This window comes from Acinetobacter sp. PW68, assembly GCF_020982655.1.
GTDB lineage: Bacteria > Pseudomonadota > Gammaproteobacteria > Pseudomonadales > Moraxellaceae > Acinetobacter > Acinetobacter towneri_A.
Window position 1 is genome coordinate 1,192,163 of the sequence record NZ_JAHZSX010000001.1, and the last position, 21,040, is coordinate 1,213,202.

Annotated in this window: 22 protein-coding genes, 2 pseudogenes and 1 other annotated feature; of the genes and pseudogenes, 11 read left to right on the forward strand and 13 right to left on the reverse strand. The window is 40.3% G+C overall.

The annotated features are described in order from the left end of the window. Positions 1 to 8: 8 nt before the first annotated feature. A complete protein-coding gene (locus K1T76_RS05640; protein WP_004976930.1) occupies positions 9 to 623 on the forward strand; it encodes a MarC family protein in 615 nt (204 codons plus the stop codon). Positions 624 to 893: 270 nt separating this feature from the next. After that, positions 894 to 2,033, forward strand: coding sequence for an IS4 family transposase (locus tag K1T76_RS05645; RefSeq protein WP_230244523.1), 1,140 nt, complete (start codon positions 894 to 896; stop codon positions 2,031 to 2,033). 115 nt (positions 2,034 to 2,148) lie between these two features. Here the strand turns inward: K1T76_RS05645 and K1T76_RS05650 are convergent, their stop codons facing one another. From K1T76_RS05650 to K1T76_RS05660, 3 genes are all read right to left on the reverse strand, one after another. Further along, the gene (locus tag K1T76_RS05650) at positions 2,149 to 2,433 is read right to left on the reverse strand and encodes a putative quinol monooxygenase (RefSeq protein WP_000156169.1); all 285 of its coding nucleotides are present in this window, start codon (positions 2,431 to 2,433) and stop codon (positions 2,149 to 2,151) included. A 20-nt stretch (positions 2,434 to 2,453) separates the two neighbouring features. Continuing rightward, positions 2,454 to 3,452 carry a zinc-binding alcohol dehydrogenase family protein gene (locus K1T76_RS05655; protein WP_230244531.1) on the reverse strand — a complete coding sequence of 333 codons (999 nt, stop codon included), beginning with the start codon at positions 3,450 to 3,452 and terminating at the stop codon, positions 2,454 to 2,456. Positions 3,453 to 3,523: 71 nt separating this feature from the next. Next, positions 3,524 to 4,264 carry an SDR family oxidoreductase gene (locus tag K1T76_RS05660; RefSeq protein ID WP_230244533.1) on the reverse strand — a complete coding sequence of 247 codons (741 nt, stop codon included), beginning with the start codon at positions 4,262 to 4,264 and terminating at the stop codon, positions 3,524 to 3,526. A gap of 135 nt (positions 4,265 to 4,399) precedes the next feature. On the opposite strand from K1T76_RS05660, the gene K1T76_RS05665 reads away from it, so the two are divergent. Continuing rightward, positions 4,400 to 5,299: a LysR family transcriptional regulator gene (locus K1T76_RS05665; protein WP_230245629.1), complete on the forward strand. Its 900-nt coding sequence runs from the start codon at positions 4,400 to 4,402 to the stop codon at positions 5,297 to 5,299. 50 nt (positions 5,300 to 5,349) lie between these two features. Here the strand turns inward: K1T76_RS05665 and K1T76_RS05670 are convergent, their stop codons facing one another. Together K1T76_RS05670 and K1T76_RS05675 are read right to left on the reverse strand one after the other, a co-directional pair. Then, positions 5,350 to 6,366, reverse strand: a complete 1,017-nt coding sequence (locus K1T76_RS05670; protein ID WP_230244535.1) for a zinc-dependent alcohol dehydrogenase family protein — start codon at positions 6,364 to 6,366, stop codon at positions 5,350 to 5,352. Beyond that, on the reverse strand, positions 6,356 to 7,351 hold the full coding sequence (locus tag K1T76_RS05675; RefSeq protein WP_230244537.1) for a zinc-dependent alcohol dehydrogenase family protein: 996 nt from the start codon (positions 7,349 to 7,351) through the stop codon (positions 6,356 to 6,358). The genes K1T76_RS05670 and K1T76_RS05675 overlap by 11 nt, the downstream gene beginning before the upstream one ends. A gap of 467 nt (positions 7,352 to 7,818) precedes the next feature. On the opposite strand from K1T76_RS05675, the gene K1T76_RS05680 reads away from it, so the two are divergent. The 4 genes from K1T76_RS05680 to K1T76_RS05695 all read left to right on the forward strand — a co-directional run bounded on the left by K1T76_RS05680 (position 7,819) and on the right by K1T76_RS05695 (position 10,936). Next, positions 7,819 to 8,094 (forward strand): metal/formaldehyde-sensitive transcriptional repressor, encoded by a 276-nt coding sequence (locus K1T76_RS05680; RefSeq protein WP_001133624.1) that lies wholly within the window; start codon positions 7,819 to 7,821, stop codon positions 8,092 to 8,094. Positions 8,095 to 8,115: 21 nt separating this feature from the next. Then, positions 8,116 to 9,228: an S-(hydroxymethyl)glutathione dehydrogenase/class III alcohol dehydrogenase gene (locus K1T76_RS05685; protein ID WP_230244539.1), complete on the forward strand. Its 1,113-nt coding sequence runs from the start codon at positions 8,116 to 8,118 to the stop codon at positions 9,226 to 9,228. Between the two features lie 228 nt (positions 9,229 to 9,456). Further along, positions 9,457 to 10,287 carry an S-formylglutathione hydrolase gene (gene fghA, locus K1T76_RS05690; RefSeq protein WP_230244541.1) on the forward strand — a complete coding sequence of 277 codons (831 nt, stop codon included), beginning with the start codon at positions 9,457 to 9,459 and terminating at the stop codon, positions 10,285 to 10,287. A gap of 334 nt (positions 10,288 to 10,621) precedes the next feature. Then, a complete protein-coding gene (locus K1T76_RS05695; protein ID WP_230244543.1) occupies positions 10,622 to 10,936 on the forward strand; it encodes a putative quinol monooxygenase in 315 nt (104 codons plus the stop codon). On the opposite strand, the gene K1T76_RS05700 is transcribed toward K1T76_RS05695, so the two are convergent. Continuing rightward, positions 10,933 to 12,152, reverse strand: a protein-coding gene (locus tag K1T76_RS05700; protein WP_180106673.1) for an IS3 family transposase whose coding sequence is annotated in 2 segments (ribosomal slippage) — positions 10,933 to 11,876 and positions 11,876 to 12,152 — 1,221 coding nt in all. Because the reading frame shifts where the segments join, the coding sequence is not laid out codon by codon here. The two genes, K1T76_RS05695 and K1T76_RS05700, sit on opposite strands and share 4 nt — an antisense overlap. After that, positions 11,761 to 11,877: a sequence feature (AL1L pseudoknot), on the reverse strand. It overlaps the preceding gene by 117 nt. 169 nt (positions 12,153 to 12,321) lie before the next feature. Next, positions 12,322 to 12,656 (reverse strand): annotated as a pseudogene (locus tag K1T76_RS05705) (IS3 family transposase); the annotation flags it as partial. A 184-nt stretch (positions 12,657 to 12,840) separates the two neighbouring features. Here K1T76_RS05705 and K1T76_RS05710 point away from each other — a divergent pair. Together K1T76_RS05710 and K1T76_RS05715 are read left to right on the forward strand one after the other, a co-directional pair. Beyond that, the gene (locus K1T76_RS05710) at positions 12,841 to 13,998 is read left to right on the forward strand and encodes an iron-containing alcohol dehydrogenase (protein ID WP_230244545.1); all 1,158 of its coding nucleotides are present in this window, start codon (positions 12,841 to 12,843) and stop codon (positions 13,996 to 13,998) included. An 85-nt stretch (positions 13,999 to 14,083) separates the two neighbouring features. After that, entirely contained in the window at positions 14,084 to 14,761 is a 678-nt protein-coding gene (locus K1T76_RS05715) for a type 1 glutamine amidotransferase domain-containing protein (protein ID WP_230244547.1), read from the forward strand. Between the two features lie 221 nt (positions 14,762 to 14,982). On the opposite strand, the gene K1T76_RS05720 is transcribed toward K1T76_RS05715, so the two are convergent. Further along, positions 14,983 to 15,591 carry a TetR/AcrR family transcriptional regulator gene (locus K1T76_RS05720; protein ID WP_005160552.1) on the reverse strand — a complete coding sequence of 203 codons (609 nt, stop codon included), beginning with the start codon at positions 15,589 to 15,591 and terminating at the stop codon, positions 14,983 to 14,985. Between the two features lie 142 nt (positions 15,592 to 15,733). Between K1T76_RS05720 and K1T76_RS05725 the strand changes: the two are divergent. Continuing rightward, positions 15,734 to 15,943 (forward strand): annotated as a pseudogene (locus K1T76_RS05725) (hypothetical protein); the annotation flags it as partial. A 182-nt stretch (positions 15,944 to 16,125) separates the two neighbouring features. Here K1T76_RS05725 and K1T76_RS05730 read toward each other — a convergent pair. Together K1T76_RS05730 and K1T76_RS05735 are read right to left on the reverse strand one after the other, a co-directional pair. Further along, positions 16,126 to 16,824 (reverse strand): hypothetical protein, encoded by a 699-nt coding sequence (locus K1T76_RS05730; RefSeq protein WP_019837857.1) that lies wholly within the window; start codon positions 16,822 to 16,824, stop codon positions 16,126 to 16,128. Positions 16,825 to 16,909: 85 nt separating this feature from the next. Next, positions 16,910 to 17,701: an ANT(3'')-Ia family aminoglycoside nucleotidyltransferase AadA2 gene (locus tag K1T76_RS05735; RefSeq protein WP_001261740.1), complete on the reverse strand. Its 792-nt coding sequence runs from the start codon at positions 17,699 to 17,701 to the stop codon at positions 16,910 to 16,912. Positions 17,702 to 17,834: 133 nt separating this feature from the next. Between K1T76_RS05735 and K1T76_RS15115 the strand changes: the two genes are divergently transcribed. Continuing rightward, on the forward strand, positions 17,835 to 18,152 hold the full coding sequence (locus tag K1T76_RS15115) for a site-specific integrase (protein ID WP_227499388.1): 318 nt from the start codon (positions 17,835 to 17,837) through the stop codon (positions 18,150 to 18,152). A 111-nt stretch (positions 18,153 to 18,263) separates the two neighbouring features. Here K1T76_RS15115 and K1T76_RS05740 read toward each other — a convergent pair whose 3' ends face one another. The 3 genes from K1T76_RS05740 to tehB all read right to left on the reverse strand — a co-directional run bounded on the left by K1T76_RS05740 (position 18,264) and on the right by tehB (position 21,010). After that, positions 18,264 to 19,355, reverse strand: coding sequence for an IS3 family transposase (locus K1T76_RS05740; protein ID WP_230244555.1), 1,092 nt, complete (start codon positions 19,353 to 19,355; stop codon positions 18,264 to 18,266). A gap of 221 nt (positions 19,356 to 19,576) precedes the next feature. Next, complete coding sequence (locus K1T76_RS05745) at positions 19,577 to 20,008, reverse strand: PPC domain-containing protein (protein ID WP_230244557.1); 432 nt, start codon at positions 20,006 to 20,008, stop codon at positions 19,577 to 19,579. A gap of 135 nt (positions 20,009 to 20,143) precedes the next feature. Further along, positions 20,144 to 21,010, reverse strand: a complete 867-nt coding sequence (gene tehB, locus K1T76_RS05750; protein WP_230245630.1) for an SAM-dependent methyltransferase TehB — start codon at positions 21,008 to 21,010, stop codon at positions 20,144 to 20,146. Between the last annotated feature and the right edge of the window lie 30 nt (positions 21,011 to 21,040).

The following is a 21,040-nucleotide window of genomic DNA, read 5'->3' on the forward strand; positions in this document are numbered from 1 at the left end:
GGGACACCATGTATATCTCATATTTACATGCTTTTGCGTTGTTCTTTTCATTGCTTAATCCATTTCTGATGAGCATTTACATGATTGGCATGATTCGTAATTCAGAAGCAAAAGTGTTTAATAAAGCCCTGATTCAAGGCTGTTTAATTGCTTATGCGGTATTTATGCTATTTGCATGGGGTGGTGAAGCTATTTTCAGCAAATATTTGAATGTGCGGTTTGAGGCATTTCAAATCTTTGGTGGGCTTATTTTCTTGGTGATTGGTTATCGCTATGTGTTTCAAGGTGCAGACACCATCGGTGAGATGCGGGGAGCACCTGAACATTTGGCAGGTACCATTGCTATGCCTTTTATGATTGGACCGGGGACGATTAGTGCCGCCGTGGTGACAGGCATGACTTTGCCCATTAGTGGCGCTGCACTGGTAATTTTCCTCACCTTGGCGCTAACCTGTAGTTTAATGATTTTGATGAAGTTTGCGCATGATCATCTCAGGTATAAGCATGCCAAATATATAGACCGTTATGTGGATATTGTAGGTCGATTATCTGCGTTACTGATTGGTACTATTGCGATTGAAATGATTATTACTGGGATTTTAGGTGTGATTGCAGAGATGTAAGTTCATCACAGTAAAAAACCGAATGTAATTCATTCAGTTTTTTTATTGTCAGAAATATGATTCTGATTACGATGCAAATTTCTTAAGAATTTGATCAGCGGTCGCTGAACACAGCTTAAGAATTCATACCATAAGCCTTAATTTACAGTCTCAAAAAAAGGGAGCTTATAGCCACTGCTGTCCCATAGTTTGATTTAAATAAAAAAACCTGAGTCTGAATCGTTAAAATATAAGTGCGAACCAACACTTTAACGACCAAGGACTCAGGTTTTGTCATATCAGAATACCGTATTTCATCAATTGATTAAACCCATACTCCGACAAGATTTTGAACGTCTTGTTCAAATACATCATGTCGGTCAGAAATTTAGAGCTGCTTCAAGATGGGATCAGTTCATTGCCATACTGATGTCTCAACTTTCCTGCAGACAAAGTCTGCGGGATATTCAATCTAATCTAGAGTGTCAACAAGAAAAGCTGAATGCTCTCGGAGCAAAGTCTATCCCTCGCAGTACACTGGCTCGAATCAATCAGGAACAGCCTGCAGCCTTGTATGAACAGCTATTTTACACCTTGCTTAAATCTTATGAACACTCAAAAGTAGCTCATAAATTCCGCTTTAAGAATCCCTTATATTCCCTGGATGCCAGCCATATTGATCTGTCACTTTCCTTATGTGAATGGGCCAAAGTGCATGAATCCAAAGCCAGCATGAAACTTAGCGTTGGCTTAAATCACAGCAATACCATTCCTGAATTTGTGGCGCTTGGGGATGGCATTGAAAATGATATGGTACAAGGCAGAGCATTTAAATTTCCTGCTGGCAGTATTGTCGTATTTGACAAAGGATATATTGATTATCAATGGTTTGCCCAATTGACTCATCAAAAGGTCAGCTTTGTCACCCGATTGCGCCCAAAGACAGTTTATCAAGTGAAATCTAGCCGCAGCGTATTAGCATCTAAAGGTATTATTGCGGATGAGTGGATTGAATTAAGTAGTGCTCATGCAAAGAAAAGAGGTGCTCCCAAATTATTAAGACGTATAGAATTTTATGATGCCGATAAGAACAGGACGTTTGAGTTTCTGAGTAATAACTTTCATCTGGCAGCATCAACGATTGCTGCAATTTATAAAGACCGTTGGAAAGTGGAACTGTTCTTTAAAGCACTTAAACAGAATTTAAAATTAAAGTCATTTCTAGGTCGAAGCCGTAATGCCATACAAACTCAAATTTGGATCGCGTTAATCGCCTATTTGCTGGTGAGTTTCGCTCAACATCTGGGGAAAGAAGGCTGGACAGTGCAGCGCTTACTCAGAATCATTCAAGTGAATTTGTTTGAAAGAAAAACGTTAAAAGCTTTATTCTCACCCGATAAAATCCCATTAAACAAGAGGAAGCTTATTTAAGCTTCCTCTTGTGAAAAATTGTGGGACAGCAGTGAGCTTATAGCTCCCATTTTTTTTAGCTTTCTAAGTCTCTATGTTAATTTGAAGAGTACTTCATCATAACGTCCGAATACAGCTATATTTTTTTGATTTCTACAATATCACTTGATTCAATGAGCGATTGGATATTACCAAATAAACTTTGAATATAATCAGAGGCTAGATGGATATCTAAATCCTCTCTGCTACGCCATTCTTCTAAGAAGAAATATCTACTCGAGTCATTTTCGCTAATATAAAGCTCATATTTCAAGCATCCTTCTTCTTGAAGCGTAGGTTCTATTACACTTTTTAAAAGCGCTTCTAACGTCTCTTTTTGATCTGATTTTGCCTTAATGTTCGCAATTACTGAAATAGTCATTATTTTACCTTGAATTTGTTTTAGAAGTTTTCTAGTACAATTTTGCCTTTTGATTTACCTGATTCAAGCAACTTATGCGCCTTCTCCAAGTTTGCAGCGTTAATTTTGCCTAGATTTTGGTTCAGGGTACTTCTAATTTTTTGCTGGTCAACTAATTGAGCAACCTGTTGCAATAGATCACCTTGTTTTTCAATATCATCAGTTTCATACATTGAACGGGTGAACATCAACTCCCAATGGATAGAAATAGATTTAGTCTTAAACGGCATAATATCAAATGTTTGTGGATCATCGATCAATCCAAGCTTGCCTTGTGGTGCAATCAGAGAAACTATTTGCTTGGTATATGTTTCTGTATGATTTGTAGAGAATACGTATTTTGGTTTTTCAATACCTAGTGCTTCGATTTGTTCGTTTAAATCTTTGCTATGATCAATGACATGGTCGGCACCAAGTGATTCCACCCAAGATTTCGTTTCTTCACGTGAAGCTGTTGCTATAACGGTCAGATTTGTTTTTGCTTTTAGGAGTTGGATAGCAATTGATCCTACACCGCCTGCACCACCAATAATTAAAATACTGCCAACTTCTGTTTCTGAAATTTGAAACCGATCAAACAGCATTTCCCATGCCGTTATTGCAGTTAATGGCAATGCTGCTGCTTCTGCATTAGATACTGTAATGGGTTTAAGACTGATAATTCGTTCATCGACTGCTTGAAACTCAGCATTACTACCATCTCGGGTTAAATCGCCAGCATACCAAACAGAATCTCCTACTTTAAACGCGGTAACTTTTGAGCCAACTTCAATAATTTCCCCAACGGCATCCCAACCTAAAATACGATTATTTGCTTCAGACGAATTTTTTCTCACTTTGGTATCAACTGGATTCACAGAGATTGCCTGAACTTTTACCAGTACATCACGCTCCTTAAGCGTAGGCTTCGCTTTTTCAATATCTACCAATGAATTTTTAAAATCATCATGGTGATTGATAACATACGATACGGCTTTCATAGATTTGTCCTTAACTTTAAAAATATAGTAAAAATGGGAGCGAGGTGCTCCCATTTTTTGTTATTCAATTATTAAAACGCTTGGCTCGTTGGGCGTAAAACAATTTCATTAATATCTACATCCTCAGGCTGTTCAATTGCATAAGCAATTGCTCGAGCGACTGAGTCAGCTGGTATAGCTTGTTTGTAGAAATCAGTAACAAACTCTGAACTTTCCTTATGAGAAGAACCGAATTTTAGTTCTGACTCAACTGCACCAGGCTCAATAGTAGTCGTTCTAATTGTTCCCCCAACTTCATGACGAAGTCCTTCAGAGATGGCTCTTACAGCAAACTTAGTACCGCTATAAACAGTACCTCCTGGACTAAATACTTTTATCCCTGCAACAGATGCGAGATTAATAAAGTGTCCAAAGTTTTGTTTTTGGAAAACAGGTAGTGTCGCTGCTATACCATAAAGAACACCTTTAATATTAATGTCGATCATACGATCCCATTCATCAACTTTTAGCTCACTTAATGGTGCAATAGACATTAATCCAGCATTGTTTACCAATACATCGATTTGACCAAATGCGCTTAATGCCTTTTCAATAAGTGCTTGTACTTCATGTGGTTTGGTTATATCCATACCAATAAATTCAGCTTGACCACCTTCAGCACGGATGTCGTGAACAATAGCCTCTAATTTTTCAGTACGTCTAGCACCAAGTACAACTTTTGCACCTTTTTTAGCAAGTAAGCGAGCAGTAGCTTCACCTAAACCACTACTTGCACCAGTGATAACAACAACTTTATTTTCTATATTATTCATACAAGTAATCTTCAACCTATCTGTCAATCATATTTGATGGATTAAGTATTACAGCCTTGTTAGGTATAATAAATGAATAATATTATCTTTCAGAATTCTTATTTACGGAATAATTACCATAACACAGGATTGGACATGCAGAACAAATTGGAAATGATACGTATCTTTTGTGTCGCAGCAGAGTGTCGAAATTTTAAAGAGGCAGCAACTCAGCTCGGTATTTCCCCGCAGGTAGTGACACGGGCAATAAAGGAGCTAGAAGAGCAGCGCGGAGAAATTCTGTTCTACAGGAGTACTCGACAAATTAAAATTACTGCTGATGGTGAGCGTTTGGCAAAGCAAGCACGTTTTGCGGTGGGATCGATTGATGCTCTGCTTGTAAAAGACACCAAGGAAAAACGAGATGAAATGCGTGGGACTGTCCGTCTTACTGTGTCGTCTGTGTTAGGGCGCAAATTGGTAGTACCCGCACTAGCAGAATTTGCCACACGTTATCCAGATATTGTCGTGGATTGTGTGCTAACAGATTCACACTCGGATGTGATCGATGAGCGGATAGATATCGGGATCAGATTTGGATTTTTGCCGGACAATCGATATGTGGCAAGGGAATTGGCTAAAGTGAACTTTTATTCTGTGGGTACGCCAGAGTTAATTGATAAGGTTGGAATGCCCAAAAAAATTATTGACCTTGATAAATACCCTCTAACAGCACTATTCGATCATAAAACAGGGCGTTACTGGCCATGGACATTCACCGAAAGTCGAAGCTTCACGCCATCAAAGCCTCGTTTTATTACAGATGATCTAGAAGCTGAATTTCAAGCTATTCTCGCTGGAGTTGGATTCGGACACATGCCTGGATTTCTAGTTTTGCCGTGGCTTAGGAGTGGTAAGCTCATTCAGATACTTCATGAGGAAACCTCTCCCGTTTGGCGCCTGTATTTATATCGTCCACAGCGGGGCCCGACACCTTTGCGAATCCGAGCATTGTTTGATTACTTAGCGGAAGTGTTGGGCCATATAGAAACCTGAATCAGATGGAACTAAGCTTTTTTCTAGAAAGTAGAAATCAGATAAGACCATCATGTATTTAGAGTAACTACAATTTTTCCTATTTGCTGATTTGATTCAAGATAGCGCTGAGCGTCATGCATGTCCTCAAAGTCAAAGCAACAGTCGATCACTGGACGAAGATATCCTGCACCTATACTGCTAAGAATAAATCGTCTGGCTTGCTCCCTTAGAACAGGATCATGGAGAACCTCAAGGAACAAAAAACCTCGCATGGTTAAGCTCTTGCGTAATGCAACTTTAAGGGGAAATGGTGTGATCTCCGGGCTAAGTGCACCATGCATAACCATCGTTCCTCCTACCGACATCGCTTTTGCAATCTGTTCAATATGTGGCCCTCCTACAGCATCGAAGGCGACATCAAGATATTCTCCACCCAAACGTGAAACAAGCGCCTCATACAAATCTGGTTCATCTTCACTGGCTATAACATCTTTAACACCGAGATCCAGTAAACGTTGCTTTTTCTCTATCGTTTGTGTACTTGCAATGACCTTAGCACCCGCTGCTTCAGCTATCTGTATCGCAGCTAATCCTACACTACTTGAAGCTGCTGTGATCAAGATCGTTTTTCCTTTCGAAACTCCACCAGCATGGATTACACCACCCCAAGCCGTCAAATACTGCATCCAGATTGAAGAAGCTTCTTCCCAACTTAAACTATCGGGTTTGTGAACTAAAAAAGTTTCTGGAATCAGAAGCTTGTCCGCATATGTCCCATATTTGGCTAGATTGTCAGTCGGAAGAATCGATACTGCATCTCCTGGAGAAAATTGGCGTACACCTTCACCTATCGCCAGAACTATGCCTGCTCCCTCATATCCCAGACGAGAAGGGAATTCTGCCTTTTGAATATAAGTACCACGCCGAAACATTACATCAGCCCGGTTGAGTCCGATCGTTTTCATCTGGATTAGAACTTCTCCTGCTGCTGGTAAAGCAACAGGAAGTGTTTCTAATGTCAGAACATCTGTATCTCCAATACTATTGAAGCGCCAAGTCTTGGCCTGAAGTGCGTTAAATGACATCAATCACGACCTTAATATTGGCAGAGCGATCTTGAACAGCATCATGAGCCTCAATCGCTTGGTCTAGAGTAAAATAACGAGGATCAACAATAGGACGCAGTTTACCTTCCTCAACGAGACGAGTCGCGATCTTAAGGATATCACCATGATGAGCACGGTGATTGCCTGTTAACATCGGCATTAGGACGAATACCCCAGACACTGTGGCACACCGTAGAGATGAACTCGCTAAATTATGATTACCAAATGCAGCACAGCTGGTAATGTGGCCATAGTGAGTTGTCATGGAAAGTGAAGCTTCGAGTACTGGACCACCCACAGTGTCGTAAACAATGTTAAAACCTTGACCCTCAGGGCTTGCAGCAATAATGTCATCGGAAGATGCTGTTGTGTAATCGAGAGGTGTTGCACCGAGTTCTGAAATCAGTGATTGATCAGCTGTACGACCAGTCGCCCAAACATTTGCATCAAGTGCTTTTGCAAGCTGAACAACCATATAACCAACGCCACCAGCACCACCCTGAACCAGTACAGTTTGCCCTGGTTGGACCTTCGCATTATCCACTAAACCTTCCCAAGCGGTGAGGAAAGTCAATGGTAGTACAGCTGCCTCGCGCATAGAGATATTGCGTGGCTTTAATGCGATCAGATCAGCATCTGCTACAACATATTCTGCTAAAGATCCTTGAAGACCACGAACGCCACCTATCAGACCGTAAACTTCATCTCCGACGTTGAAGTGGGTGACACCTTCACCAACAGCAGTGACAACCCCAGCCATATCTGTTCCCAACACGGCAGGAAGCTCTGGCATAGCATATGGTGCTTCACCAAGACGAATTTTATAATCAATAGGGTTTACACCACTGGCATGAATACGGACTAGAACTTGCCCAGCCTCAGGTTGAGGTATGGGGAGTTCTACACGTTTAAATTCATGATCACCAAAATTTTCTAAGATAAGAGCATTCATCATCTTATTCATAATTGTTCCTTATTTTTAACTGGGGGATGATGTGCACAGTACCAAAGTAAATTAATTCAATAAATGATATTTATAGGATTTAATAATTCCTAAATAATGAATAATGAATATCATCCGCTCACTAAAAAAATTCTAGTACAGTCTGTAAAGGCAGTTTAATCTAAACTGTCGGTAGTATTTTCAAGGCTTGAAACGTTCAAAATATCTACAAAGTGGCTAAAATTTGAAACATAATTCTAAAAGGTCACAGCATCACAAAGAACATGAGCCAAAATAAAAAATGGGAGATAAAAGTCCCATTTTTTTTGTGACTTTCGCATAAGCTCTATGATGTTAATTTAAAAAAACTAAAAACAGGGAAAGAAAATTTACGCTAAAGATCTTTTTGATTTTCGATTTATAAAAAATATTGCTTTTTTTATACTATGGGGTAGTATAGTATTAATTCTAGCAAGTAAGGAGGTCTGATGCCTAATCAGGTTGAAGACAAAAAAAAGATTCTTCTACGCGTCAGAAAGATCAAAGGTCAGACGCAAGCGATTGAAAAAGCGTTAGAAGACAATGTGGAATGTGGTGCAATTCTGCAACAAATATGCTCTGTGCGTGGTGCTATTAATGGTTTAATGAATGAGATGTTAGAGGTTCATTTAAAAGACACTTTAGTATCAGGTGAAACCACAGAACAACAACGAAAAGAAGAATTGGCTGAAATCGCCAAGATTCTAAAATCATATTTAAAATAGATCTGTATGAGGAATTATTCCATGAAGTCACGTGCAGCTGTTGCGTTTGGTCCTGGTCAACCTCTTCAAATTGTTGAAGTAGATGTTGCGCCACCGAAGAAAGGTGAAGTATTAATTAAGATCTCCCATACCGGTGTGTGTCATACAGACGCATTTACTTTATCTGGCGATGATCCTGAAGGTGTTTTTCCGGCTATTCTCGGGCATGAAGGTGCTGGTGTTGTCGTTGAGGTTGGTGAAGGCGTGACTAGCGTCAAACCAGGTGATCATGTTATTCCACTTTACACTGCTGAATGTGGCGAGTGCGTATTCTGTAAATCTGGAAAATCGAACTTGTGTATTTCTGTTCGCGAAACTCAAGGTAGAGGCGTAATGCCAGATGGTACCACTCGTTTTTCCTACAATGGTCAACCGATTTACCACTATATGGGCTGCTCAACGTTCAGTGAATACACTGTAGTGGCAGAAGTATCATTGGCTAAAATCAATCCTGAAGCCAATCACGAACATGTCTGCTTACTGGGTTGTGGTGTCACAACGGGTATCGGTGCAGTACATAACACGGCTAAAGTACAAGAAGGTGATAGTGTTGCGGTCTTTGGTTTAGGTGGTATTGGTCTAGCAGTCGTACAAGCCGCACGTCAAGCTAAAGCAGGGCGTATCATTGTGGTTGACATGAATCCAGATAAATTTGCGCTGGCAAAAGAGTTTGGTGCAACGGACTTCTTGAATCCTAAAGACTACGATAAACCAATCCAGCAAGTCATTGTCGAAATGACTGGCTGGGGTGTAGATCATTCATTTGAATGTATTGGAAACGTGAATGTGATGCGAGCAGCCCTTGAAAGTGCACACCGTGGCTGGGGACAATCTGTAATTATTGGTGTAGCTGGCGCAGGTCAGGAAATCTCTACCCGTCCATTCCAACTGGTTACTGGTCGTAAATGGCTAGGTTCTGCCTTTGGTGGCGTAAAAGGTCGTACGCAACTTCCAGGAATGGTTGAAGATGCCATGCAAGGTAAAATTCAATTAGAACCATTTGTGACACATACGATGGGCTTGGATCAGATCAATGAAGCCTTTGATCTCATGCATGAAGGTAAGTCAATTCGTACTGTAATTCATTACGAATAATTGCGTCAGACCTTATAGTTTTCCATGCATGTGCATCATGATTGACATGCATGGAATCCTCTAAAACGGCACATTATCTGTAAAACAGATCTATCTGTGTAGGCATCGTGTATAGGTGCAATAAAGCTGCCTACAATTTAAATCTTTATGAGTATTCTCTGTGGAGAATGTCAGACTCTTTGTTTACTCGATTTCTCATGAAGTCTTGCTCAACATAGGTAATTGATTATGGAAATAATTGAGAAACATGCTTCTTTTGGCGGATCGCAAGAAGTGTATCGCCATCAGTCAATAGCATTAAACTGTTCAATGAAATTCTCAATATATCTGCCACCTCATGACAAAGATGAGCGGTTGCCAGTTTTATATTGGTTATCAGGACTGACTTGCAACGAACAGAACTTTATTACTAAAGCCGGAGCACAAAAGTATGCGGCTGAACATAAAGTCATTATTGTTGCACCAGATACCAGCCCACGTGGAGAAGATGTACCAGATCATGCAGATTATGATTTAGGCCAAGGCGCAGGATTCTATGTGAATGCAACACAAGCACCCTGGTCACAGCATTTCAAGATGTATGATTATATTGTGGAAGAGCTCAGAAATCTGATTGACCTAAATTTTCCGACCAATCAAGTCCAAAGCATTATGGGGCATAGCATGGGTGGTCATGGTGCATTAGTCATTGGGTTAAAAAATCCTAAGCTGTATAAAAGTATTTCTGGTTTTGCACCAATTGTTGCACCTAGCCAAGTACCTTGGGGGAAAAAGGCTTTTACACACTACCTAGGTGAAACCGAAACTTTATGGAAAAGCTATGATGCGATTGAATTAATCAAAAACGCTGAAGTGCATTTACCTATTTTAGTCGATCAGGGAACAGCTGATGATTTTCTTGAAGAACAGTTAAGACCTAAGCTTCTTAGTGATATTTGTTTGGAACAAGAATATCCTCTTACACTTAACCTAAGAGAAGGCTATGACCATAGCTATTACTTCATTGCGAGCTTTATAGAGAAACATATAGAGTTTCACAGCAAATTCCTAGCTAAATAACTTTCATAGATATGAAGATGGATAATATTGTTCTTGAATGCTTCTTGAGCAATATAACTTCCAAATGAAGAGGTCAGCTTATAAATATAAGGTAGAGTCAATTGATCCTTATATAACTAAGATTAAATTTAATCATCTCATATCTTAATTGTACTGATTCAAATGTTAATGATATTAACTTGAATAAATTCATAGCATTATGTCGAAATGCACATCTAAATTTTGGCTCTGCTATGGGATGTTTTTTAACTTTTATACAACAAAACTTTCTGACATGCATACATTAGCAATGACAGAATCAGTTTGAATTTTAATCAATTGTGGAGTTTTAGTCATGCTTAAAACAGCTTTATATGTCCGTCTTGAAGCTAAACCAGGTAAAGAAGACGAAGTGGAAGCTTTCCTTAAAGGCGGTTTACCTATTGTAATGGAAGAACCTGCGACAGTTGCGTGGTTTGGCTTACGTCTTGGACCTACAACATTTGGTATTTTTGATGCATTTCCTGATGAGGCGGGTCGCCAAGCGCATTTATCTGGCAAGGTTGCAGCTGCGTTGATGGCTCAGGCCGAAGAGCTATTTTCAGAGCCACCGTCTATTGAAAAAGTTGAACCGTACCGGGTTTGTCGGAGACTTTTTTATTTAAGTTAGGCCACCTGACCTAACGGGTTAATCTTATCATAGTACATTGCTTCAAACTCAAAAGGCGATACATAACCCAGTGCACTGTGTACACGCTTTTTATTGAACCAATCTACCCAGTTTAGTGTCGCAAGTTGTACATCTGCTAAACCTTGCCAATCTGCTTTTAAATATTCAATCACCTCTGTTTTGTATAAGCCATTCACCGTTTCAGCCAAAGCATTATCGTATGAATCACCAGTCGTACCGACTGATGCTCGTAAATTTGCAGCTTCTAAACGATTGGTATAGCGAATAGAAAGATATTGAACACCTCTATCGGAATGATGAATCACATTCTTTGGCATGCCTCGATCGTGCAATGCTTGCTCAAGTGCATCGAGCACCATATCTGTATTCATCCGTGTAGATACTTTCCATCCAACAATTGCTCGTGAGAACACATCAATAATAAAGGCGGTATAGACCCAGCCTGAATGAGTTTGAATATACGTAAAGTCACTCACCCACAGTTGGTCAGGATGATCAGCATTAAAATTACGTTTCACTAAATCATCTGCTCTTTTTTGATCATCTCGGCTACGGGTGGTTTGTTTATTCTTACCACGCCAAACACCTTGTATAGCTAGCTTCTGCATCAATCGAGCAACTGTACAACGTGCGATAACATAACCTTCACGTTTCAATTGTTGCCAGACCTTACGCACACCATATCGACCTGAACTTTCTTTCCAAATTCGTTGAATTTGTTCAGCATGATGCTCATCATGTAGATCTCGTTTCGCTCGATGTTCTGGATTGTCAGCGAGATCTAAAGTTCGGTAATAGGTTGAAGCTGCGATCGGTAAAATCCTACAAATCGCATCAACACCATATCGATCTTTATTGTTATGGATAAAATCCACCATTATTTGTGTGGGCGGTCGAGCTCCGCCTGGGCGAAAAAAGCGGCTGCTTTACGTAGAATCTCATTGGCGCGTTGCAGTTCTTTATTTTCGCGTTCGAGTTGTTTGATACGTTCTTGGTCTGAAAGCTGCTGTACTTTAACTGGATTTTGTTTATCTAAATATTTTTGATACCAAACACGAAGTGTTTCAGGAGTACAACCAATCTTAGGCGCAATTGCTGTGATCGCAGCCCAATTCGATGGATAATCTTTTTCGGATTCAATCAATAATTGAACCGCTCTATCTCTGATTTCAGGGGTGTATTTTACTTTTTTCATCGGGACATTCTCTCAAGAAAAGTGGTCTCCGACAAACCCGGTACGGTTCAAGTAGATGTTTTGGCGAGTAAACTACCAGCTTAAACCGACGCTTAAATGTATGAGAGTGCTGCCTGAAATTTTGAATGAAAGGCAGCACTTTAACGCTTTGAGGTTTGTCAGAGGCTTTTTATTCAAGTTGGGCTACTTTATTTATTGGCTTAATCCCATCATTTAAATGGGTCAATATCCAAAACAGGGCAGGGTAAATATACGAATGCAACTATTTACATGCTTTATATTGAACTAATCTATATAATTTACTGTCGCATTTGTACATCTGCTAAACCCTGCCAATCTGCTTTTAAAATATTCAATCATTGCTATTTTGTATGAGCCATTCACTGTTTTAGCCAATGCGTTCACGACCATGTCAATAGTCATACATGTTTATACTTTCCATCCAACAATCGCTCGTGAAAATACATAAATAATAAAAGTGGTATAGAACAAGCCCGAATGTGTTTAACCATCACTCAAGTCGCAAGATGAAATAATTTTTTTATAAAAATAGACGACTGGTCTATTTTTATGTATAGTTAGCACATGGTGCAGTCAAAAGCCGCAGTGTTGTCCAATTTTTTAAAGTTTATTTGATGAATAACGGTGGTTTTTCAAATCAATTAGCTGATCATCCTAGGATAAAAATATGCTGAATTTTAACTTTTATAATCCGACCCGCATTATTTTTGGTGGCGATACAATAGCTAAAATCAATGACTATGTGCCTACAGAAGCAAAAGTATTAATGTTGTTTGGCGGTGAAAGTGCACGTAAGAATGGTACTTTAGCTGAGGTGCGTGAAGCATTAGGTGCAAGAGAAATTTATGAATTTGGCGGAATTGAGCCGAATCCGAGTTATGAAACCCTCATGAAAGCTGTAGAGCTGATTCGTGAACAAAAGATTGATTTCTTGATGGCTGTCGGTGGTGGATCGGTAATTGATGGTACTAAATTTATTGCAGCAGCAGTCAATTATACAGGGGATACATGGGAGATTTTAGAAACCCATGGTACTAAAATTACTCAAGCTTTGCCTTTTGCGAGTGTACTCACCCTTCCGGCAACTGGTTCAGAAATGAATAGCGGTGGGGTAGTAACCAGAAAATCGACCCAAGCCAAATTGTCATTTAGCAGCCCCTATGTTTTTCCGCAATTTTCCGTACTGGATCCGAATAAAACTTTTAGCTTGCCGACGCGCCAGTTAGCAAATGGCGTGGTCGATGCATTTGTTCATGTCATGGAACAGTACTTAACTTACCCTGTGAATGCACAAGTACAAGATCGTTTTGCCGAAGGTCTATTGCAAACTTTGATTGAGATTGGACCGAAAATCTTGGAAGATTCAGCAGATTATGACACGCGTGCGAATTTGATGTGGGCTGCTAGCATGGCACTGAATGGGCTAATTGGAGCTGGTGTACCACAAGATTGGTCAACCCATTTGATTGGACATGAGCTCACCGCTTTACATGGTATTGATCATGCTCGTACCTTGGCCATTGTGTTGCCGGCCAATCTACAAGTGCGTCGTCAAGAGAAGCGAGAAAAATTACTACAGTATGCAGCTCGAGTTTGGCAGATTGTCGAAGGTGATGAAGAACAACGTATTGATGCTGCTATTGCTCGTACTCGGGCCTTCTTTGAGCAACTTGGATTGCCGACCCGTCTTAGCGATTATGGACTGGGGGAGACAGATATTGAGATCATCATTACGCAACTTAAATCACACAATCTTACACAGCTAGGCGAACATAAAACTGTTTCATTAGAGATCAGTCGCCAAATTCTCGAGGCGAGTATCTAAATAAGCGTATCTGTCATGGTCACGATACACGACAAGTGATCATGCAACAGTGCTCCTCATTCCTGAAAAATATCGGAGAAATAACATGAAAATTTTAATCGTTTTAACCTCACATGATCAACTTGGCAATACTGGTAAGAAAACAGGTTTCTGGCTAGAAGAGCTTGCTGCACCATATTACGCCTTTATTGACTCTGGTGCTGAGGTTACGCTGGCGTCGCCCCAAGGCGGGCAGCCACCACTAGATCCGAAAAGTAATTTAGCCGATGCGCAAACTGAAACCACTCATCGTTTTGAAGCTGATCCAACTGCAATGCAAGCATTGGCACAGACGCATAAACTTAGCGAAATTTCTGTAGCTGATTATGATGCAGTGTTTTATCCAGGCGGGCATGGCCCATTGTGGGATTTAGCAGAAGATCCGATTTCAATTTCTCTGATTGAACAGGCGATTCAGTCTGGCAAACCTTTTGCAGCAGTGTGTCATGCCCCAGGTGTTCTTCGTCATGTGAAAGCGAGTAATGGAGCGCCTTTAGTTAGCGGTAAATTAGTGACTGGTTTCACCAATACTGAGGAGGCTGCTGTAGGTTTGACTGAAATTGTACCATTTTTAGTCGAAGACATGCTTAAAGAAAACGGTGGTCATTATTCTAAAATGGATGATTGGCAAGTACATGTTCAAGCAGATGGCTTGCTGGTTACTGGACAAAATCCAGCATCTTCTGCTGCAACTGCCTCAGCATTACTTCAATTGTTGAAATAAAGAGTAGCTAGTGCCTGTTGTGGTGCTTAGTAGTGAATAAACTTCTAACTCTGAGCAACTGGCTCAATAAGCAAAATAACCCTCACTTAATGGTGAGGGGCCTGAGTGAATAGCTTTCCTTCCTTTATTTTTCTATATACAGGAAGGAAGGTTATTTTTTTAGGGGCTTAGGAAGTTACCATACTTTGTAATATGTTTAACTTCCTAAGCCCCTTTAATTTTTATGAATCTTCACTTTTTAATAGAAATTTAGTTGCTCTCAGAGCTTGATGTAATGGTGTTTTATCTTTTTGCAACTTACTCAGTAATGCTGCACCTAACCACATTTGGTAAAGTACTTGTGCTAACGTCGAGGCCTCAGTATCTGCTTGGATAGATTGATCCTGTTTACCCAAATCAATTAAACCAGCAATACGTTGGATTACATCATCGACGCCAGCGGACATAATAGAGCGCATATCTTCGGATAGATCGGCAACTTCTGCGGCAAGTTTCACAATTAAACAGCTATCCGCCCAACCACACTGTGTTTCAGGATCTTCTATCCATAAATTAAAATACTCAATCAGCTTTTGATAAGGCGATTTATCACTACGCCATACATCATTTAAACGGACTTGGTAATTATCTACATAATGCTGTACCAATTCACATCCGAAAGCTTCCTTAGATTGGAAATAATGATAAAACGAGCCTTTAGGGATCTCACAGCTCTGTAAAATTTCCTGTAATCCTACACCGGTAAAACCTTTATGCAAAATCAGGTCTGAACTGGTGTTAAGAATGTGTAAGCGCTTCGCTTCAGACTTTTTAATAGGAGTAGGCTTCATATTAATTATTTACTCTATTGTAAAAATAGACCAGTCGTATTGTTTTTTATTATAACTCATCTACAATGGATGTAAAGAAATTTTAATCTTAATTTTTGATTGTGAAGAGAAATACTTCTAAATAAAACATGGAGTTATATGTGTGAAAACAGTTATTAATCAACGCATCGTTTTAGCTAAACGGCCAGTGGGTGAGCCAAAACACAGCGATTTTCGTATTGAGCAAGTTGAGCTCAATGAACTTAAACAAGGCGAGATATTGTTAAAAACCATTTACTTGTCACTCGATCCTTATATGCGTGGTCGCATGAGTGATGCTTCTTCATATGCAGCACCAGTGAAACGAGGCAAATATGTTAGTTCCGACTTAATTTGGCACAGAGCTTGAAAAAGAAGAAATTACCGATTTTGATTAGAGGTGTCGAATCTCTATCAATAAAGCTAACTTTTCATGTTGCATACTAACGCCGCCATAAACGGCGCGAGCTTGCGAGCGTGGCGACCGAAGGGAGCGAATTTGATGGCTTTGTTAGCTTAATAACCCACAACTCCCTTGCACTCACCATTTATCATTGTCCCGTAACACTTTTTTCGGAGTACATTACTTGGGCTTGGGTTAATAGTGCCAGCACAGCGACCGCTAACCACCGCCCCTATGCATTCGCTAGAATTATAAATTGGAGTTCCTGATTTTTGGTTGTTATTAAAAGAAGGCTGGTTCAATGGCATAGGGATGTACCGGTACTGAGCCGCCGCTTGTTGATTTGCCGCCTGCATTCCTTCACCAACTGCCGTGGCTATTGCAGCGGTTGCCTCTAAAGCTCTCGCCCAAGTCTCAGCTCTTTCTCTTCTAGAAATTTCAACCACCTTCAAGCCAAGCTGGTAGTCGCCCTCCATACCCTCAGTCTCAATGACTATGGTCGGGCGTAATTTTTCACACCACTCCATGTTCTCTTCGCGAGTGTTCGAGCGTGATTTCGTATAGATGGTTTTGTATGTATTGTTGTAAAGATCAGAATCAAGCTCCATCACAGTTAAGAGTTTTGAAGCAGCAATTCGATAATTAATGTAATCCCTGTCATTTTCGTTTATTGCGAGACAGTCAGCACTCAAGACGTCATAGGCAGCCATGTATTTACCATACTGATCCCAACCTTTGGCTTTTTGTAATGCGCAACCAGAGGTTGCTGCGATAGCTGCACCAAAAATGGTCAGAATTATGAATTTTCTCATTTAATACTCCAATGTTGCTTTTAAAGCTAACGCCGGAGTTAAGCCGCCGCGCGTAGCGCGGTCGGCTTGAACGAATTGTTAGACATCATTTACCAACTGACTTGATGATCTCGCCTTTCACAAAGCGAATAAATTCTTCCAAGTGATCTGCGCGTGAGGCCAAGTGATCTTCTTTTTGTCCCAGATAAGCTTGCTTAGCTTCAAGTAAGACGGGCTGATACTGGGCAGGTAGGCGTTTTATTGCCCAGTCGGCAGCGACATCCTTCGGCGCGATTTTGCCGGTTATTGCGCTGTACCAAATGCGGGACAACGTAAGCACTACATTTCGCTCATCGCCGGCCCAGTCGGGCTGCGAGTTCCATAGCTTCAAGGTTTCCCTCAGCGCCTCGAATAGATCCTGTTCAGGAACCGGGTCAAAGAATTCCTCCGCTGCCGGACCTACCAAGGCAACGCTATGTTCTCTTGCTTTTGTAAGCAGGATAGCTAGATCAATGTCGATCATGGCTGGCTCGAAGATACCCGCAAGAATGTCATTGCGCTGCCATTCTCCAAATTGCAGCTCGCGCTTAGCCGGATAACGCCACGGGATGATGTCGTCATGCACGACAAGGGTGACTTCTATAGCGCGGAGCGTCTCGCTCTCGCCAGGGAAAGCCGAAGCCTCCATAAGGTCATTGAGCAATGCTCGCCGCGTCGTTTCATCAAGCTTTACGGCCACAGTAACCAACAAATCAATATCGCTGTATGGCTTCAGGCCGCCATCCACTGCGGAGCCGTACAAATGCACGGCCAGCAACGTTGATTCCAGATGGCGCTCAATGACGCTTAGCACCTCTGATAGTTGGTTCGAAATTTCGATGGTCACCGCTACCCTCATGATGTCTAACTACAGTTATACGGCAAATTTGCCGCATAACCAAAATGAATTTGCAACATAACTATTTTGACATCCTATTTTTTTCTCGTTATATTTCAAATACCTTAAAGATTAAAAACATACTTGTCAAGTTGTGATAATCCAAAATTACACGCATAAGCAACCACCAAAATTATTAGAAAAAGTCGCTTATACAGGACGATACAGACATTTAAGCCTATCAACAGAACGAGCTTATATCCAATGGATTAAACGCTACATCCTTTATCATAACAAACAACACCCAAGTATTTTAAACGAAACACAAATTAAAAGTTATCTGTCATATTTAGTGAGTAATAACGGCGTGAGCAAATCAACCCACAAACGAGCACTCAGTCTATTATTCTTTCTTTACCACGATGTATTAAATATCACTCTGCCATATATTGATAGGGGCTTAGGAAGTTAAGCATATTTAAAATTATGGTAACTTCCTTATATGAAAGCAAAAATAGATGCTATTCCCGTTCTAGAATCGCAGGGTAATCCTCCCATAAATAACCGAAGTTAAAAGTAGAGGTTAAGCAGCCATTAGAGGTGGCTTTCCTTTGTTAGCTTGATGTGGTCTTTCATGGTTGTAATGCCACAACCAGTTTGTTGCATAATCTTGTACTTCATCCAAAGTATCAAATAAATGCTTGCTCAGCCAACTATAACGTATGGTCCGATTATAGCGTTCAATATACGCATTCTGCTGTGGCTTACCCGGTTGAATATATTCAATACGAATACCGCGCTCAGTAGCCCAGCGCACAAATTCGTGACTGATAAATTCGGGACCATTATCGCATCGGATCACTAACGGTTTTTCTCTCCACTCCAGCAATTGATTCAACGTACGAATAACCCTGATTGTGGGCAATGAGAACCCTGCGTCAATGGCTATAAATTCGCGGCGGTAATCATCAATCACATTCAATAATCGAAACTTGCGACCATCGGAAAGCTGATCATGCATAAAATCTAATGACCAAACCTGATTTTCTCGGATTGGTTCTTTCAATGGTTCAGGCGCATGCCGTTTTAGTCTTCTTCTCGGTTTAATACGCAGATTCAGTGCCAACTCACAGTAAATGCGGTAAACCCGCTTGTGATTCCAGCAGCAACTCTCAACATGCCGTAAATACGAGAAGCACAAACCAAAGCCCCAATCGGAATTTTCCTCAGTGAGTTCAATGAGCTGTTCAGCAATGAGTGCATTGTCATCGCTGAGTTTGGCTTGATAGCGGTAGCAGGTTTCACTAATGCCAAATGCTTTACAAGCCAAACGAATACTAATGGCATGCTGGGCAACTGCCTGTTGTGCCATCTTACGCCGGCAAGATGGCTTTACCCTTGCGCAGCAGTGCTGCTCATTGCCATCGCTTCCTGGATGATTTCGGTATTTTAATCGCTCTTCCGCATACATCTTTTTAAGTCTGGTATTTTCGGCTTCTAGCTCTTTCAGTCGAGCCATTAATGATGTATCCATACCACCATATTTGGCACGCCATTTATAAAAGGTAGCATTACTCATGCCGTGTTCACGGCAAAGGGTCGCTACAGGTGTGCCAGATTCTGCCTGTTTCAAGATGGACATGATCTGACTGTCAGTAAATTTAGATGTTTTCATGCAGAATCTCCTGCTCGTATCTTAAGAGAAAATTCTACTTTTAGATCCTATTATTTTTAGGGGGGATTACCCAGCAAGATTAAATTATTCCTCGGAGTATTAAACAAGTAAACTACATCATTTTACTAACATAAACATATATATGTAAAAATCACGCCCCAGTTTAACTGGCAATAGTTTTTGAATCCTTGTATTAAAACTTAAACGAATCTAGCAATTCTTTATTTGATGTTAATACTCATCCAGTATTGAGGTTTTTTATCTTTTCTTGCTTGTGATCTAGGTTGAAATACTCTAATTTCATACTCACCTGACGCAGGTAAAATATAAATACCATTATCATCAAGCTCTGGAGAATATTCTCCAAGATTGATGGAGTCTTTTAATTGATTACCCCATAAGTAAGTTTCAACATTTCCTCCAGTCAACTTCACTTTTAACTTTTGCCCTTTTTTAGCATAAAATTTGTAGGAATCATACTTGTATCCATCTATCCTTCCGTAATAATTTGCAGAATAAGCTTTTTTTGCAAACTTAACTACAACAGTCTTTCGTATATCATTGTTATCATTTGCAAGTACGGCAGGGTTAAGCATACTTAAAGTTAGAGCCATACAAGCACCAGCTAGTAGTTTCGTATTCGCTATTTTCATAAGTTACCTTAATAATTGTATACCTCACTACATAATAACATATGAACCCTTGATCCTAGACAGTATCGTGGACAAACAACTCCTCGTTTGCGAGCAGCTAAAAAAGATCATCTGTTTCAAATTTCTTTTGTAATTCTACTTTTTCCTCGCCAACAATGTCGCAAAACGCTGTTTAATTCGATTACCATCTGCATCCGTACGGTGCAATTCACCGACATTTTCATTGTATTTCACAATATCCCAATCAGCATAATAAGCACTTAACTCACCCGCTTTAAAACTAAAAGGGAAGTCCTGTTGCACGGGGTAATCTTCAGTATCCATTGCGCAAACAATTAAGTTAAAGCCTTGAGGTTTGGTCGCTTGCTGCATGTGCTGAATAAGGGGAGGGATAGTTTCAGGCGCCAAAAACATCATTACTACTATACAGTTGATGAAGTCATATTCACCAGTAATAGTGGCATCCTGATTCAAGTCCCGAACAGCAGTTTGAATAGATGAAATCTGTTCTGCAGCAATAATTTCATTTAATTTTTGGATACTCACTGGGTTCACATCCCAAGCATCCACTTGAAAACCATTTTGGCTCAAATACAGCGCATTTCGGCCTGTACCACAGCCAACATCCAAAGCTTTACCCGCGTTTAACTGCGGAAGCGCCTCTAAAATTTCAGAATGTGTTGGGCTTAATTTGTATTTTTTAACAAAATAATCTTTAGGCAAACAATAAAAACTGAGCTGACATTCAATATCATCACTGGCAGATACAATTTTATGCCACACTTGTGGTTCAATAAAAGGTGGTTGATTTTCCATAGAAAAAATATGCTCAGATTGTACTTCGCCAGATTCTTGCAGCATCGAAAAATGCAATTCACCTTTTAAAATAGTCAACTTTGCCCATGTGCCGACTTGGGTATTGTGTTGTTTTTTGAACCCTTGTGGAATTGAGTCATAATTCCAAATTGGAAGTTGCTTATAACAGATCAATTCTTGTTGCATCATAAACTCCAGTTGAGCCAATTCTGATGA

Coding starts and splice junctions, on each gene's coding strand:
- K1T76_RS05640 (WP_004976930.1), top strand. CDS start 9: ATGTATATCTCATATTTACATGCTTTTGCGTTGTTCTTTTCATTGCTT.
- K1T76_RS05650 (WP_000156169.1), bottom strand. CDS start 2,433: ATGACTATTTCAGTAATTGCGAACATTAAGGCAAAATCAGATCAAAAA.
- K1T76_RS05655 (WP_230244531.1), bottom strand. CDS start 3,452: ATGAAAGCCGTATCGTATGTTATCAATCACCATGATGATTTTAAAAAT.
- K1T76_RS05660 (WP_230244533.1), bottom strand. CDS start 4,264: ATGAATAATATAGAAAATAAAGTTGTTGTTATCACTGGTGCAAGTAGT.
- K1T76_RS05665 (WP_230245629.1), top strand. CDS start 4,400: ATGCAGAACAAATTGGAAATGATACGTATCTTTTGTGTCGCAGCAGAG.
- K1T76_RS05670 (WP_230244535.1), bottom strand. CDS start 6,366: ATGTCATTTAACGCACTTCAGGCCAAGACTTGGCGCTTCAATAGTATT.
- K1T76_RS05675 (WP_230244537.1), bottom strand. CDS start 7,351: ATGAATAAGATGATGAATGCTCTTATCTTAGAAAATTTTGGTGATCAT.
- K1T76_RS05680 (WP_001133624.1), top strand. CDS start 7,819: ATGCCTAATCAGGTTGAAGACAAAAAAAAGATTCTTCTACGCGTCAGA.
- K1T76_RS05685 (WP_230244539.1), top strand. CDS start 8,116: ATGAAGTCACGTGCAGCTGTTGCGTTTGGTCCTGGTCAACCTCTTCAA.
- fghA (WP_230244541.1), top strand. CDS start 9,457: ATGGAAATAATTGAGAAACATGCTTCTTTTGGCGGATCGCAAGAAGTG.
- K1T76_RS05695 (WP_230244543.1), top strand. CDS start 10,622: ATGCTTAAAACAGCTTTATATGTCCGTCTTGAAGCTAAACCAGGTAAA.
- K1T76_RS05710 (WP_230244545.1), top strand. CDS start 12,841: ATGCTGAATTTTAACTTTTATAATCCGACCCGCATTATTTTTGGTGGC.
- K1T76_RS05715 (WP_230244547.1), top strand. CDS start 14,084: ATGAAAATTTTAATCGTTTTAACCTCACATGATCAACTTGGCAATACT.
- K1T76_RS05720 (WP_005160552.1), bottom strand. CDS start 15,591: ATGAAGCCTACTCCTATTAAAAAGTCTGAAGCGAAGCGCTTACACATT.
- K1T76_RS05730 (WP_019837857.1), bottom strand. CDS start 16,824: ATGAGAAAATTCATAATTCTGACCATTTTTGGTGCAGCTATCGCAGCA.
- K1T76_RS05735 (WP_001261740.1), bottom strand. CDS start 17,701: ATGAGGGTAGCGGTGACCATCGAAATTTCGAACCAACTATCAGAGGTG.
- K1T76_RS05740 (WP_230244555.1), bottom strand. CDS start 19,355: ATGAAAACATCTAAATTTACTGACAGTCAGATCATGTCCATCTTGAAA.
- K1T76_RS05745 (WP_230244557.1), bottom strand. CDS start 20,008: ATGAAAATAGCGAATACGAAACTACTAGCTGGTGCTTGTATGGCTCTA.
- tehB (WP_230245630.1), bottom strand. CDS start 21,010: ATGCAACAAGAATTGATCTGTTATAAGCAACTTCCAATTTGGAATTAT.